14 protein-coding genes and 1 tRNA gene are annotated in these 13,518 nt (G+C 58.8%); 8 read left to right on the top strand and 7 right to left on the bottom strand.

All coding sequences use genetic code 11. The features are described 5' to 3' along the window. Window positions 1-5: 5 nt before the first annotated feature. Genes WA367_RS09860 through WA367_RS09870 form a run of 3 tightly spaced genes read right to left on the bottom strand, consistent with a single transcriptional unit; the run spans window position 6 to window position 1,691 of the window. Window positions 6-257: a hypothetical protein gene (locus WA367_RS09860; protein WP_336056581.1), complete on the bottom strand. Its 252-nt coding sequence runs from the start codon at window positions 255-257 to the stop codon at window positions 6-8. Between the two features lie 30 nt (window positions 258-287). Beyond that, window positions 288-1,355: an AI-2E family transporter gene (locus tag WA367_RS09865; RefSeq protein WP_336056582.1), complete on the bottom strand. Its 1,068-nt coding sequence runs from the start codon at window positions 1,353-1,355 to the stop codon at window positions 288-290. 45 nt (window positions 1,356-1,400) lie between these two features. Continuing rightward, window positions 1,401-1,691: a hypothetical protein gene (locus WA367_RS09870; RefSeq protein ID WP_336056583.1), complete on the bottom strand. Its 291-nt coding sequence runs from the start codon at window positions 1,689-1,691 to the stop codon at window positions 1,401-1,403. Between the two features lie 156 nt (window positions 1,692-1,847). Between WA367_RS09870 and WA367_RS09875 the strand changes: the two genes are divergently transcribed. The 6 genes from WA367_RS09875 to WA367_RS09900 are packed head-to-tail and all read left to right on the top strand — an operon-like array spanning window position 1,848 to window position 8,504. Next, window positions 1,848-2,411, top strand: a complete 564-nt coding sequence (locus WA367_RS09875; RefSeq protein WP_336056584.1) for a cytochrome c oxidase assembly protein — start codon at window positions 1,848-1,850, stop codon at window positions 2,409-2,411. Window positions 2,412-2,414: 3 nt separating this feature from the next. After that, the gene (locus tag WA367_RS09880) at window positions 2,415-3,542 is read left to right on the top strand and encodes a c-type cytochrome (RefSeq protein ID WP_336056585.1); all 1,128 of its coding nucleotides are present in this window, start codon (window positions 2,415-2,417) and stop codon (window positions 3,540-3,542) included. Next, window positions 3,539-4,522, top strand: a complete 984-nt coding sequence (locus tag WA367_RS09885; RefSeq protein ID WP_336056586.1) for a cytochrome c oxidase subunit II — start codon at window positions 3,539-3,541, stop codon at window positions 4,520-4,522. The genes WA367_RS09880 and WA367_RS09885 overlap by 4 nt, the downstream gene beginning before the upstream one ends. 3 nt (window positions 4,523-4,525) lie before the next feature. Next, complete coding sequence (locus WA367_RS09890) at window positions 4,526-5,590, top strand: sodium:calcium antiporter (RefSeq protein WP_336056587.1); 1,065 nt, start codon at window positions 4,526-4,528, stop codon at window positions 5,588-5,590. After that, window positions 5,587-8,127: a cytochrome c oxidase subunit I gene (gene ctaD, locus WA367_RS09895; protein WP_336056588.1), complete on the top strand. Its 2,541-nt coding sequence runs from the start codon at window positions 5,587-5,589 to the stop codon at window positions 8,125-8,127. The genes WA367_RS09890 and ctaD overlap by 4 nt, the downstream gene beginning before the upstream one ends. Further along, window positions 8,127-8,504 (top strand): hypothetical protein, encoded by a 378-nt coding sequence (locus WA367_RS09900; RefSeq protein ID WP_336056589.1) that lies wholly within the window; start codon window positions 8,127-8,129, stop codon window positions 8,502-8,504. The genes ctaD and WA367_RS09900 overlap by 1 nt, the downstream gene beginning before the upstream one ends. A 107-nt stretch (window positions 8,505-8,611) precedes the next feature. Here the strand turns inward: WA367_RS09900 and WA367_RS09905 are convergent. Beyond that, window positions 8,612-8,687: transfer RNA gene (locus tag WA367_RS09905), tRNA-Thr, on the bottom strand. Window positions 8,688-8,842: 155 nt separating this feature from the next. On the opposite strand from WA367_RS09905, the gene WA367_RS09910 reads away from it, so the two are divergent. Together WA367_RS09910 and WA367_RS09915 are read left to right on the top strand one after the other, a co-directional pair. Continuing rightward, window positions 8,843-9,616, top strand: a complete 774-nt coding sequence (locus tag WA367_RS09910) for an NAD kinase (protein ID WP_336056590.1) — start codon at window positions 8,843-8,845, stop codon at window positions 9,614-9,616. Between the two features lie 215 nt (window positions 9,617-9,831). Continuing rightward, a complete protein-coding gene (locus WA367_RS09915) occupies window positions 9,832-11,319 on the top strand; it encodes a DEAD/DEAH box helicase (RefSeq protein ID WP_336056591.1) in 1,488 nt (495 codons plus the stop codon). Between the two features lie 69 nt (window positions 11,320-11,388). Here WA367_RS09915 and sufA read toward each other — a convergent pair whose 3' ends face one another. The 3 genes from sufA to WA367_RS09930 all read right to left on the bottom strand — a co-directional run bounded on the left by sufA (window position 11,389) and on the right by WA367_RS09930 (window position 13,505). After that, on the bottom strand, window positions 11,389-11,772 hold the full coding sequence (sufA, locus tag WA367_RS09920; protein WP_336056592.1) for a Fe-S cluster assembly scaffold SufA: 384 nt from the start codon (window positions 11,770-11,772) through the stop codon (window positions 11,389-11,391). Between the two features lie 88 nt (window positions 11,773-11,860). Then, window positions 11,861-12,259, bottom strand: coding sequence for an SUF system Fe-S cluster assembly protein (locus WA367_RS09925; RefSeq protein ID WP_336056593.1), 399 nt, complete (start codon window positions 12,257-12,259; stop codon window positions 11,861-11,863). 4 nt (window positions 12,260-12,263) lie between these two features. Next, window positions 12,264-13,505: a cysteine desulfurase gene (locus tag WA367_RS09930; protein WP_336056594.1), complete on the bottom strand. Its 1,242-nt coding sequence runs from the start codon at window positions 13,503-13,505 to the stop codon at window positions 12,264-12,266. Window positions 13,506-13,518: the final 13 nt, after the last annotated feature.

Consider the following 13,518-nt stretch of genomic DNA (forward strand, 5'->3'; position numbering starts at 1 on the left):
TAAGGTCAGGGTTTGACGCGCGCCCGCACCTGCTCGACAAGAAGGCGGTATTCACGCAGTGCCGCACCTTCTGCCGCAAACGCTTCAGTAGGGACGGCCCCAGGGTCTTCCTGATGGTCCTCGGGGTCCACCCATCGCTCAAGAACGTCCAAGACCTCCCGATCTCCCCCATCTACCAGCCGCGTGAGCAACAGTGTCAGCACCTCGCGCTGTGCGTTGAGCCGTCCTTCGAGTTCGTAATTGTCGAGCTGAGGCATCTGATCCTTCTTTCCCGTCGGCTTCAGTTTCTATTCCCGATCTGTCAGCGCGCTTTCTTCACCAGGCATCTCCACATCCTCATGCAGCGTATCGCGCATCCATACCTGCTTGACGACCACAAGGCATAACACCGCGAGCGGTGTGGCAAGCAAGATCCCAAGCGGCCCGAAAAGAATGCCGAACGCCAGCACCGCAAACAGCGTCACAGCCGGCGGAAGCGTCACTGTCTGCTGCTGTATGAGCGGATTAAGGACGTTGCCCTCCACCTGCTGAATAAGCACATAGAGCCCGGTCACCCACAGGGCCATATCCGGGCTGTGTGAAAGCGCAATCGCAATACCCGGGGCAGCCGCCAATATGGGTCCAATGAATGGGATGAACTCCAGAACGCCGGCGATGAACCCAAGCGCGAGTGCCGATTCCAGCCCCAGCACCCAGAGACCGGCGAAAGTCAGGACACCTACCACCACCATTGCGGTAAGTTGTCCCGCCAACCACAGACGTAAAGCGGTCGCCGCGGACTGAAGCGTCTCCCTCACATGGCTTCGGTGCTCACGGGGAAAGAGATACAGAAGCCCACCGACATAGAGTTGTGGGTGAAAGCCGAAGTAAAAGCCGGCAATCAGCACGAGCAGGACATTGCCGACCACGCCCGCAGCGGCCGATGAAAATCCTGCAATTCGATTGATGAACGATGTTTGGGAGACCATGCTCTCGACACGCGTCGAAAGCCATTCCTCGACATTTTGCAGGCCGAGCCATGTTTCGAGAGGTCGTATGAGATCAGGCAGTCGCTGCCACAGCTCGCTAAGCTGCGAGGCCAGTTGCGATCCGACCAGCATGGAGAATGCGACGATAAGCAAAACGATGACGATCGACACCGCCAGAAATGCCACTGCCCGACTGACCGGAAGTATTTTGGTGAGCTGGCTTGCGAGGCTGGTCAGGGTGATCGCCACCAGAACAGCTGCAAAGACCAGAAGAACGAGATTTCGGAGAAACCAGAGAGCGGCTAGCGCGGCTATGAAAAGCGCGATGATGAAGAGCCTGAAAGCGAAGCTTCCAAATCCGTCATCGCTTCCCAAGCGCGCACCCATCCGCTCCCCCTGCGTGTTTCAGTTCAACTGTGTACGGGCGGTCAGTCAGACCTCCCCGAAACGATCACCTTCCTTTGAAGGGTCGCGCTGAAGAACGCGCTCTTCCTCACGATCGGGAAGAGCAGCATCGCTCTCCTGATAGGGGTTGTCGTCATCTTCGCTTGGCAGTTCGCCATCCGGTTCTTCCTCGAAGCGCACATCGCCGTTCTCGTGGATGCTCGTGGGGCGCACCCCTTCTTCAAGCTCGTCCCAGTCCTCCTGCTCAAGTGCCGGACCGCCATCGGTCTGAAGCTTTACATCATCTGTCTCGAAATCGGATTTCTTGTTCGTTGGCATGACTGGCTCCGTCGATCTGATCGCCTTTTGATGGCTCAACGGAAGGCTGACCCGAATGTTCCACGGAACCTGTTCCTGCCTCACACGTTGCACGCCAAGCAGGCTCACAGGCTTACAAAGCCATTTCGCTGATGTTCGGGGGAAACAGGACGCGACATGCTGGACGGGCTCATCACCCAACACATGATCTCGCACATCGTGGCGATGAATGTTGTTGCCCCGGCGATGGCGCTGGGATTGCGGCATGCAGATCTTCCCCTATTCCGGTACGTGTCCCAGGGGCTGACCCCGGCGCTGATCCTGCAGCTTTGCCTGTTATGGGGCTGGCATATCCCCAATGTGCTCGCCGCAGCACATAGCTCGCATGTTCTGATGACCCTCATGCATGCCAGCCTGTTCATTTGCGCTTTATGGTTCTGGGCCGCCACTTTTGCGAAGGCTCATACTCAAGGCTGGCATTCTCTCAGCGCCCTTCTGGTGACGGGCAAACTCTTCTGTCTGCTCGGCGTACTTCTCACTTTTGCACCACGTCCGCTTTATCTGGGCGTCGGCGTCAGCATCGAGCCATCTGCCATGCTCGCCGACCAGCAGATGGCTGGACTTCTCATGCTGGTGGCCTGCCCGCTGACATATGTTCTAGCCGCCATCATAATCGCCGCTCGCTGGACATTGTGCATGGACACGGCGCAGGGATGGACACCGCGAAACGGGCCGGATTGAACCATGTGGTCCGGCTGGCCGAAGCGAAAGACCTGGATACTCGCAGCCGTGATTGCAGCTGTTGCCGCTGGCGCTGGCGGGGCCGTCTTCATGTTTTCAGGCCTGTACAATGTCGGTGCCGATGTCCGGCACTTTCGCATCACCGAATACATCATCCGGTTGACCCTGCACCGCTCGGTGGCACACCATGTGCAACGAGATGCTCCACCGGCTCTGGAAGCCCCCGGCCTGAAGGAACTGGGCGCGAAATATTTCGAATTCGGCTGCACCCCCTGCCACGGCTCTCCCGAGCGCGACGCAGGACCGATAGCCTCCAGCATGTATCCCGCTCCACCCTCTCTTCACGAGGCATTGCTGGAGTGGACGGTGAATGAACAGCACTGGATCGTGCAGCACGGGCTCAAGTTCACTGGCATGCCAGCCTGGGCCGGGCGTGATCGTGAACGCGAGGTCTGGGCGCTCGTAGCATTCCTGCAGGATATACCGGGCATGACCCGCAACGAGTATGAAGCCATGCTTGGACGGCAATCCGGTGCGGATGCATCTGGCACCAATCGTGTTGCCTTCTGCGCCGGCTGCCATGGGGACGAGGACACCCCGCCAGTCAGCGGGCTGGTGCCTTCCCTGAACGGGCAGCCTTCCCCATACCTTGTACGGTCTTTGCAGGATTACGCTGCAGACAAGCGCCAGAGCGGCATGATGGAGCCGATCGCCGCACGGCTTACGCCGAAAGATGCCGACCGCATCGCCCGCCTCTACAGCGGCTTCGAACCTATCGCTCCCACGGCAGACGAATTTTCACCCAAGGTGATTGAAGTCGGGCGAAATATTGCCGAGAGCGGCTTGCCGGAAAAAGGCATCGCCCCCTGCTCTGCCTGCCACAACTCCCGGGCCTCGCCGCAATTCCCTCGTCTGGCGGGCCTCTCCAGAAACTATATCGTCGAGCAGTTGCTTCTCTGGGCCGAAGGCCAGCGTGTCCAGACCGGCTATGGCAAGATCATGCAACGCGCCTCTTCCGGCCTAGCTCTTGATGAGATGAATGCCGTGGCTGCCTTCTACGCCGCGCAATCAGCCGATTCCGGAAAACCCGCAGATGGCAAAGCTGCGAACAGGCTGGGAGATGTGCGATGAGAAACTTCCTCCCAATCCTGTTCATGGCCTTGCTGCCGCTTGCTGGCTGTGAAGGAACGCAGTCCGTACTGCAGTCAACGGGTCGTGAGGCAGGTGAAGCCGAAACCCTTTTCTGGATCGCCACTGGCGTAAGCGTGGCAGTCACGCTGCTGATCGTTGTGCTGATCGCGATAGCCTTGTCAGGGAAACGATCTTGGCGGGCACTGCTCAGCCACGAGCGGACCATCCTCTATGGCGGCATTGCGCTGCCCGCGGTCGTTTTGACCTATCTCTTCGTCCACAGCATCCTGCTGCTTGAGGCCGGAACCAGTCGGGCAGCTGGCAACGGAGAACCGACAATCACCATTTCAGGAAAGCTCTGGTGGTGGGAAGTCACCTATCACACGGCACAAGGCGATATTCGCAGCGCAAATGAACTGCGCCTGCCGGTTGGCCAGCCGGTTTCGATACGGCTGGTTTCCGACAATGTGATCCACAGCTTCTGGGCGCCACAGCTTGGCGGAAAACTCGACATGATACCCGGGCGCGAGAACATCATCACAATGGAAGCTACTAAGCCGGGCATTAGCCGCGGCCAATGTGCCGAATATTGCGGCGGCGCCCATGCGCTGATGTCGTTTCACGTGGTCGCGATGCCCGCCGACACCTATGACAAATGGCTGGTGCAGGAGGCAGATCCGGCGATCAAGCCCTCAGGCATGCTTGCCCAACGCGGATTGCAGGTTTTCACCCAAAGCGGCTGCGGCGCCTGTCATACGATCCGTGGGACGACCGCAAATGGCATTATCGGTCCGGATCTGACGCATCTGGGCAGCCGCCATTCGCTCGCAGCTGCAACATTGCCGAACAACGAGCAGGCAATTGCTGATTGGATCACCGACAACCAACACTTCAAGCCGGGCAACAAGATGCCTGAATATGCAATGCTGACAGCGGACGACCTGAAGGCACTGTCGCACTATCTGGCGGGTCTGAAATAGCCGATGATCGACTTCACCTCACTCGGACTTGGCTACAACCTGATGATCTTCGCGGCAGCGGCGGCTGCTGTCTGGATCGCCGGCGTCTACCTGACCACCTATGCAGACGCAATTGCAGAGGTCACGGGTGCCGGCCATGCGGTGGTGGGTATCATTCTGCTTGCAGGCGTGACCTCATTGCCCGAAATCGGCGTTACCGCGACGGCTTCGCTGGCAGGCGATGCAAAGCTGGCGGTAAACAACCTCTTCGGCAGCATAGCGCTCCAGGTGGCCCTTCTGGCCATCATAGACTTCTATGTTGGCCGTCGCGCACTTACCGCTGTTGTTCCCGAGCCGGCGGTGCTTGTCCAGGGCAGTTTGAACATCATCCTGATTACCGTCGCTGCAGCCGCCATGGTGATAGGCGACATCGGTGTGCTTGGTGTTGGAATATGGCCGACAGCATTTTTGGCAGGCTACGTCTTGTGCGTCTGGATTCTCGCGAATGCCGAAGGCAAGCATCCCTGGCTTGCTGCCCGCGGCGGCAAGGTCGAGCAAGAGCTCATGGACGAGCTTAAGCGGCCTGAGATTGGCGCAAAGCCACATGAGGCACTGCGCACGCTGTTTCTCAAGACCGCCCTTGTCGCTCTGGTGATCCTCGTCGCTGGCTTTGTCCTCGCGCGATCGGGCGATGCAATCGCGAGACAAAGCGGCCTTGGCTCCAGCTTTGTCGGCTTCGTGTTGATCGCCTTCGCCACCTCCCTGCCTGAACTCTCGACCGCCATCTCGGCAACCAGGCGCGGCCTCTACACGATGGCGATTTCCGACATTCTGGGCACGAATCTCATCAATGTAGCGATGGTGTTCCTGGTCGACCTGCTTTACTCCGGTGAACCGGTCATCAACCTGATGGATGATTTCGCAGTCTTTGGTGCACTTCTTGCTGTTGTGCTGACCGCCCTCTTCCAGACCGGCCTCAGCGAGCGGAGGGACAAGTCATTCCTGCGCATGGGCTATGATTCGATCGGTGTCATCATCGTCTACGCGCTCGGCGTCTTTCTCCTCTACACCTTGAGGCAGTCATCGTGACCGGACAGTCCTCGCTTCCACTCCCCAATGACGGCAACCGGCCGAAGTCCGAACTGGCCGAACTCGAACGCATCTGGGCTACGCCCAAAGGGTTCCGGCTGCTGACTGCAGTCAACAACTCGGTCATAGGGATTCTCTATATCGGCGCGGCCTTCCTGTTCTTCATTCTGGCAGGCGTTCTGGGCCTGCTAATCCGAACGCAGCTGGCGGTGCCGGGCAGCGATTTTCTGAGCCAGGATCTCTACAACCAGATCTTCACGGTGCATGGCACCACCATGATGTTCCTGTTCGCGGTTCCCGCCGTGGAGGCACTCGGCGTGATGCTGCTGCCGCAGATGCTCGCCGCACGGGACCTGCCATTCCCCCGCCTCAGCGCTTTTGCGATCTGGGCCTATATCGTGGGTGGCCTCGTCTTCTTCTCCACGATCTTCTACGACCTAGCGCCGGATGGCGGCTGGTTCATGTACACGCCGCTGACGTTGAAGGAGTTTTCGCCCGGCGACAATGCCGACTTCTGGCTGCTTGGCATCGGCTTTATCGAAATATCCGCCATCGCCGGCGCCATAGAGATCATTGTTGGTGTCCTGCGAACCAGGCCCCCCGGCATGTCGCTGATGAAGATGCCGATTTTCGCCTGGGCCATGCTCATATTCGCAGCCATGATCATGCTCGCTTTTCCGGCCGTGATCCTGGGAACGATGCTTCTGGAGATCGAGCGATCCTTCGGCTGGCCATTCTTCACCCCTTCGAAGGGCGGTGATCCGCTGCTATGGCAGCATCTGTTCTGGTTCTTCGGACATCCGGAAGTCTATATCATCTTCCTGCCCGCAGCCGGCCTCGTCTCGATGATCGTCGCCACCATGGCGCGCCGCCCCCTTATCGGCTACCGCCTGATCGTGGTGGCGCTGATCGGAACCGGCTTCTTCAGCTTTGGCCTGTGGGTGCACCACATGTTCACGACAGGCATTCCCTCCATGTCTCTCGGCTTTTTCTCGGCCGCGAGCATGGCCGTGGCAATACCGTCGGGCATCCAGATGTTCTCCTGGCTTGCCACGATTGCCGCAGCCCGCGGCAGGCTGCAGATCAACACGCCCTCCTTGTTTGTTCTGGGCTTCCTGTTCATCTTCACCATCGGCGGGCTGACCGGCGTGATGGTTGCGCTGGTGCCGCTCGACTTTCAGGTCCACGACACCTACTTCATCGTGGCGCATTTCCACTATGTTTTGATTGGTGGAATGGTCTTCCCGCTCTTCGCAACTTTCTACTATTGGGCACCGATGGCCAGCACACGCCAACTCTCCGAGCGCATCGGAAAGTGGGTGTTCGGCCTCATGTTCATCGGCTTCAACGTTGCATTCTTTCCGATGCATATCACCGGGTTGCGCGGCATGCCGCGGCGCGTCTGGACCTACCCGGAGGGGCTTGGTTGGGACAATCTGAACATGATCTCGACGCTTGGCGCCTATATCTTTGCCAGCGGTGTGCTGCTTTTTCTCGTAGACCTCGCCTTGAACTTCCGCCCGACCACCGCCGGTGGCGAAGGCAATCCCTGGAAGGCTGGAACTTTGGAATGGCTGCCTGGAGGCACCTACTCCACCCGCAGCATCCCTCTGATCACCTCGCGTGAACCCCTCTGGGATCAGCCCGGCCTTGAGCGGGAGGTCGATGAAGGTCGCCACTTCCTGCCCAATGCGCCGACCGGCGGTCGCGAGACAATCGTCACTAGCCCCATAGAAGCCAAGCCTGAATACATCATCCGGATGCCCGGGCCGAGCTGGACGCATCTTGTTGCAGCGATATTCACCGCGGCGTTTTTCCTGCTGCTGACGATCAAGGCGGTGACCATCGCCATCATCTGCGGCGTCATCGCCATCGCAGCCTGCATTGTCTGGACCTGGGGCCTCGACCACGGCCCCTCGCCCCAGCCGGTCGAGATCGGAGGTGGGATCAAGCTCCCCACTTATATGTCGGGACCGAAATCCCATTCGTGGTGGGCGATGATCGTATTGGTGGTTGTGGCCTCCTCGCTCTATGTTTCTTACGTCTTTTCTTATCTTTACCTCTGGATCGTCTCCCCGGAGGTGTGGGCGCCGCATGGTTCACCTGCACTGCCTGGCCTCCAGTGGCCGCTTGTGACAGGCACGCTGGCCCTTGCCTCCGCCTTGATGTTGCGCCAGGGCATGCGCCTGTTGCCTCCGCCGGGACACCGAAACGGCAAGTCGGTTCTGCTCTTCGGAAGTTCGGTTCTGGTTCTGGTGCTCGCCGTCGTGCTTGAAGTATTTGCGCATTACCAGACGGGCCTGAGACCGGGGCAAAACAGCTATGGCGCGATGGTTTATATGGGAAGCGTCATCAATGGCCAGGTGGCCTTTACCACCATGATCATGATCGGCTTTTGTGTTGCGCGCTACTTGCGGGGAATGCTCGACAAAGCCCGCCGCGTGACCATCGAAAACGCTGCCATCCTGTTCTACTATTCCGTCGCTCAGCTGCTGCTGGGCCTGCTGCTTGTGCACGGTTTTCCGAGGATTGCCTGATGAGTGACCTGCGGCACTGGGCCAAAGAGCCCGATCCCCGTCCCTCTCCCACCGGCACGCTGGCCTATCTGGCAGCAGGGGTTCTGATATGGGGCGCACACTTCATGGGCGCCTATGCACTCCACACACTGATGTGTCGTCTGGCATTTTCACAGGAAGCCACACGCTGGATCATCCTGATAGAAACAGCGCTGTCGCTTCTGCTCATCGGCCTGCTTCTGCTGCGCCTGGACCTACTGGCCCGATTTCTCGGCCTTTCCCCGCAGATGGAACGACGCGCGACTTATGATTCAGTCGCACGCATCGGCCTGATCCTCGCGCTCATCGCCGTGGCATGGACAGGCACGGCAACCGCGTTACTTTCCACCTGTTCGTAAGACAAGCGCGCGCACAAGATTGCCGGTACGCAACGCATGAGGCGGACATTGAACGTCAAAGCCAGACACTCAAGGGGCGCTGCTGAGAAATCGGAATTTTTCAGAAATGGTGCCCCCGGCAGGATTCGAACCCGCGACCCCCTGATTACAAATCAGGTGCTCTACCAACTGAGCTACAAGGGCAGTGGCGTGCGCATAGCAAAAAGTTTCGGGTTTGGAAATGCCTTTAGTGCTTAATCTGCAGGTCACATAGCGCATTCGCTGCGCTTTGCAGCTGTGGCTGTGCATGCTAGGCGGTTACAGCTTCTCGCTTGGTCTCACCGGAACCCTGGGCGCTCATGTCAGAAATACCCGCAGCGATTACCTTTGTCTCTGCCGATACAGACGATGCCCGCGAGGCCGCCGCGCGGCTTTCTGCACTCTATGGCCAGGAAAAAATGGCCGATGCCGACATCATCGTGGCGCTCGGCGGCGACGGCTTCATGCTTCAGACGATGCGCGACACCATGGGAAGCGGCAAGCGCATCTATGGCATGAATCGCGGCACGATCGGCTTTCTGATGAACGAGTATCGTGAGGAAGGCCTGCGCGAACGCATTGCGGCTGCCGTTGCCGAAACCATTCGACCGCTGGAAATGACCGCGACCGATGCCGAGGGCCTCAGCCACAAGGCGCTGGCGATCAACGAAGTATCCCTCCTGCGCCAATCCTATCAGGCAGCGAAGATCAGGATCTCGATCGACGAAAAGGAACGTCTCGAAGAACTCATCTGCGACGGCGTGATGGTCGCCACACCTGCCGGCTCCACCGCCTACAACCTTTCCGCCCAGGGCCCGATACTGCCGCTGGATGCGCCCCTGCTTGCGCTGACACCGGTCAGCCCCTTCCGCCCGCGGCGCTGGCGCGGCGCATTGCTGCCGAACCAGTCAACGGTTGATTTCGAGATCCTGGAGCCCGGCAAGCGTCCGGTAAACGCGGTAGCCGACCACACGGAAATCAAGTCGGTGCGTCGAGTGCGCGTGCGCGAATCCCACGATCTCACTGTCACAGTAATGTTCGATGCAAGCCATTCCTGGGACGAGCGTATCCTCTCCGAACAGTTCCGTTATTGACGAGGGAACTTTACGCGCGGAACCGGATCGCCCCGTTAAACATTCTCGCAAAAGAATGCTCCGGCCACGCGATTTAAATATATTCGCGCACCGGACCTGTTTATACTGTGGTTGACAATGCGTCAGGCACGCTCTAGGCCCCAACGCGGATCATCCTTCAGGTCTGCCGCATAGCGTTCATCCTCTTAATGTTGAGAAGCAAAGACAGCTAATTCGTGTCAGAAGACAAAGATACCGCACAGGAAGCTGTGACATTTGCCGAACTCGGCCTTTCTCCAAAGGTTCTTTCGGCTGTTACCGATGCAGGTTACACAACCCCAACGCCCATCCAGGCTGGTGCAATACCGCACGCCATCCAGGGCAAGGACGTTCTGGGCATAGCCCAGACCGGCACGGGCAAGACCGCCTCCTTCGTTCTTCCGATGCTGACAAGGCTGGAGCGCGGACGCGCACGCGCCCGCATGCCGCGCACGCTGATCCTTGAGCCCACGCGTGAGCTTGCCGCACAGGTTGAAGAAAACTTCGTCAAATATGGCAAGAACCACCGGCTGAACATCGCGCTTCTGATTGGCGGCGTCTCCTTCGACGAGCAGGAAAAGAAGCTGGAGCGCGGCGCTGATGTTCTCATCGCCACGCCCGGCCGTCTGCTCGATCATTTCGAGCGCGGTAAGCTGCTTCTGACGGGTGTCGACATCTTTGTCATTGATGAAGCCGACCGCATGCTGGACATGGGCTTCATTCCCGACATCGAGCGCATCTGCAAGCTGATCCCCTTCACGCGACAGACGCTGTTCTTCTCGGCCACAATGCCGCCGGAGATTACGAAGCTCACGCAGCAGTTCCTGCAGGCTCCCGTTCGCGTGGAGGTCGCCAAGCCGGCCTCGACCAACACAAATATAACCCAGAAGCTCGTGAAGACCGGTTCCAAGCCCTGGGCAAAACGCGCACGCCTGCGCGAACTGATCCGTTCCGAAGGTGACGCGCTGAAAAACGCGATCATCTTCTGCAATCGCAAGTCGGAAGTGGCCACCCTCTTCCGCTCGCTTGCGCGGCACGAATTCGATGCCGGTGCCCTGCATGGAGACATGGATCAGCGGGCACGCATGATGATGCTCGACAATTTCCGCAAAGGAAAACTGACCCTGCTCGTGGCCTCTGACGTTGCAGCGCGCGGTCTGGACATTCCCGATGTCAGCCACGTCTTCAACTACGACATCCCGACCCATGCCGACGATTACGTCCACCGCATCGGTCGCACCGGTCGCGCCGGCCGCTCTGGCAAGGCCTTCACGCTCGTCGCCAAGAGCGATGCGAAATATCTCGATTCCATCGAGAAGCTGATCGGCGAAGATGTCGAGTGGCTGGATGGCGACCTGTCGACGCTTGAAGCGGAAGAGCAGGGTGACGAGAAGCCACAGCGCGGAAAAAAGGCCGGCGCCAAGAACAAGTCCGAAGACGCGCGCAATACCCGCACACGCAGGCGCAAATCATCCTCCCCTTCGGAGGAAGCCGAGCCTGTTCAGGAGCAGAAAGCGCCAGAACAGCCTGCGGAAGCCAAAGCAGAAAAACCGCGGCAGGAGCGCAAGGACACCATCAAGGCTTCAAACACGAAATCGAAAAAGCGAACCAGTCGCGAAGATGATGCACCGGTCGGTTTCGGTGACAACATACCCGACTTCATGAAAGTCCCGGGCAAAGTTTAGAGACAAAAAAACCGGCATCAAAACTGCCGGTTTTTTCTTGTCCGATTGTGCTGCCGACGCCTGCCCGCCCTAAGCTCCCTGGGCCCGGGCTTCGGCAAGGGCCTTCAGGTCCGCAGGCTTCAGTTCCACCGACTCACCACAGCCGCATGCCGAACTCTGGTTCGGGTTGTTGAACACGAAGCCCGTTCTCAGAGTCGTCACCTCGAAATCCATCTCGGTGCCAAGCAGGAAAAGTGCTGCCTCCGGCGCCACATAGACATGTGCGCCGTCATGCTCGACGTGATCATCGGCCGGATTGGGCTCTGTTACGAGATCAACCGTATACTCCATGCCGGCACAACCGCCCTTCTTGATGCCGACCCGTACGCCTTGCGCATCTTCACGCCCATCCACAATCTCACGAATGCGGGTGGCAGCGGCATCGGTCAGGGAAATTACCTGGAAGCGGCGCATGATTTTCTCCATTCACTGCGAGTTCAAGTCTCGCGGAAGGTTCGTTTCATCGAAGATGGCGTCTGCCTGCCTGTGCGACAAGGGCAGATCAATAAAAGCCAACGGCAACCTGTGCTTCTTCCGACATGCGATCCGGTGTCCATGGCGGATCGAAGGTCATCGACACTTCCACATCACTGACACCTTCGACCGTGCTGACGGCGTTTTCCACCCAGCCCGGCATTTCACCGGCAACGGGGCAGCCGGGAGCTGTCAGCGTCATCTCGATCTTCACCGAGCGGTCATCCTCAATGTCGATCTTGTAGATCAGGCCAAGCTCATAGATATCGGCCGGAATTTCGGGATCATAAACCGTCTTCAGGGCGCTGATGATATCGTCGCTCAGCCGTGCCAGCTCTTCCTGCGGAATGGCAGATGTAGCCTTCGGCTCGGTTTTTTCCGGCTCTTCCGTGCTCGGCACAGAAGTGTTTTCCTCCATATCGGTCATATCGCTACCCAAAGAACTTTCGTGCCTTGTCGAGCGCTTCGACCAGCGCATCGACTTCCTGCTTCGTATTATACATGGCGAATGAGGCACGACATGTCGAGGTCACACCAAAACGCTTCAAGAGCGGCTGCGCACAATGGGTGCCTGCGCGCACCGCCACGCCAGAACGGTCGATGACCATTGCCACGTCATGGGCGTGGATGCCTTCAAGCTCAAACGAGATGATCGCTCCCTTGCCCGGAGCCTCGCCGATGATGCGCAGGCTGTTGATGCCGTGCAATTGCTCATGCGCATAACGCGAAATCTCCGCCTCATGCGCGGCAATGGCATCACGGCCCACACCCTGCACATAGCGCAAGGCTGCTCCAAGACCGATTGCCTGCACGATGGGCGGCGTGCCGGCCTCAAAGCGATGCGGTGGATCATTGTAGGTGACGCGGTCCTGCGAGACGTCCTCAATCATCTCGCCACCGCCCTGGAAGGGACGCATCTCTTCCAGAAGATGTTTCTTCCCGTAGAGCACACCGATGCCCGAAGGCCCGTAAAGCTTGTGACCAGTGCAGACGTAAAAGTCGCAATCAAGGTCACGCATGTCGACCGGCATGTGCACTGCCGCCTGGCTCCCATCTATCAGCACGGGAATGCCGCGCGCGTGGGCGATCGCGATCATCTCTTTCACCGGATTGATCGTGCCAAGCACGTTCGACATATGCGTGATGGCGACCAGTCGCGTCTTCTCTGTCAGGCTCGCTGCAAAGGCTTCCATTGAGATGGAGCCGTCATCCTCGACCGGGATCCAGTTGAGCTTTGCGCCCTGCCGCTCCCGCAGGAAATGCCATGGAACGATATTGGAGTGATGCTCCATCACCGACAGCGCAATTTCGTCACCTTCGCCGATGCGTGGCATTGCGTAACCGTAAGCAACGGTATTGATCGCTTCGGTCGCCCCCTTGGTGAAGATGATCTGATCGGTGCTTTCAGCTCCCAGATAGTCGCGCACCGTCTCGCGCGCGGCCTCATAGGCATCGGTAGCAGCATTGGAGAGGAAATGCAGGCCGCGGTGCACATTGGCATAGGTAGAGGAATAAGCCTGCGAAACCGCATCGATGACCGCCTGCGGCTTCTGCGCGGACGCACCATTGTCCAGATAGACCAGCGGCTTGCCATAGACCTCGCGTGACAGGATCGGGAAATCCCGCCGCACTGCCTCGACATCGAACGCTTTGGGCATAAGGTGCTGGTCCATCTCTTCCGCTTCC

It is taken from the genome of Nitratireductor sp. CH_MIT9313-5, from assembly GCF_037029545.1.
GTDB lineage: Bacteria > Pseudomonadota > Alphaproteobacteria > Rhizobiales > Rhizobiaceae > Chelativorans.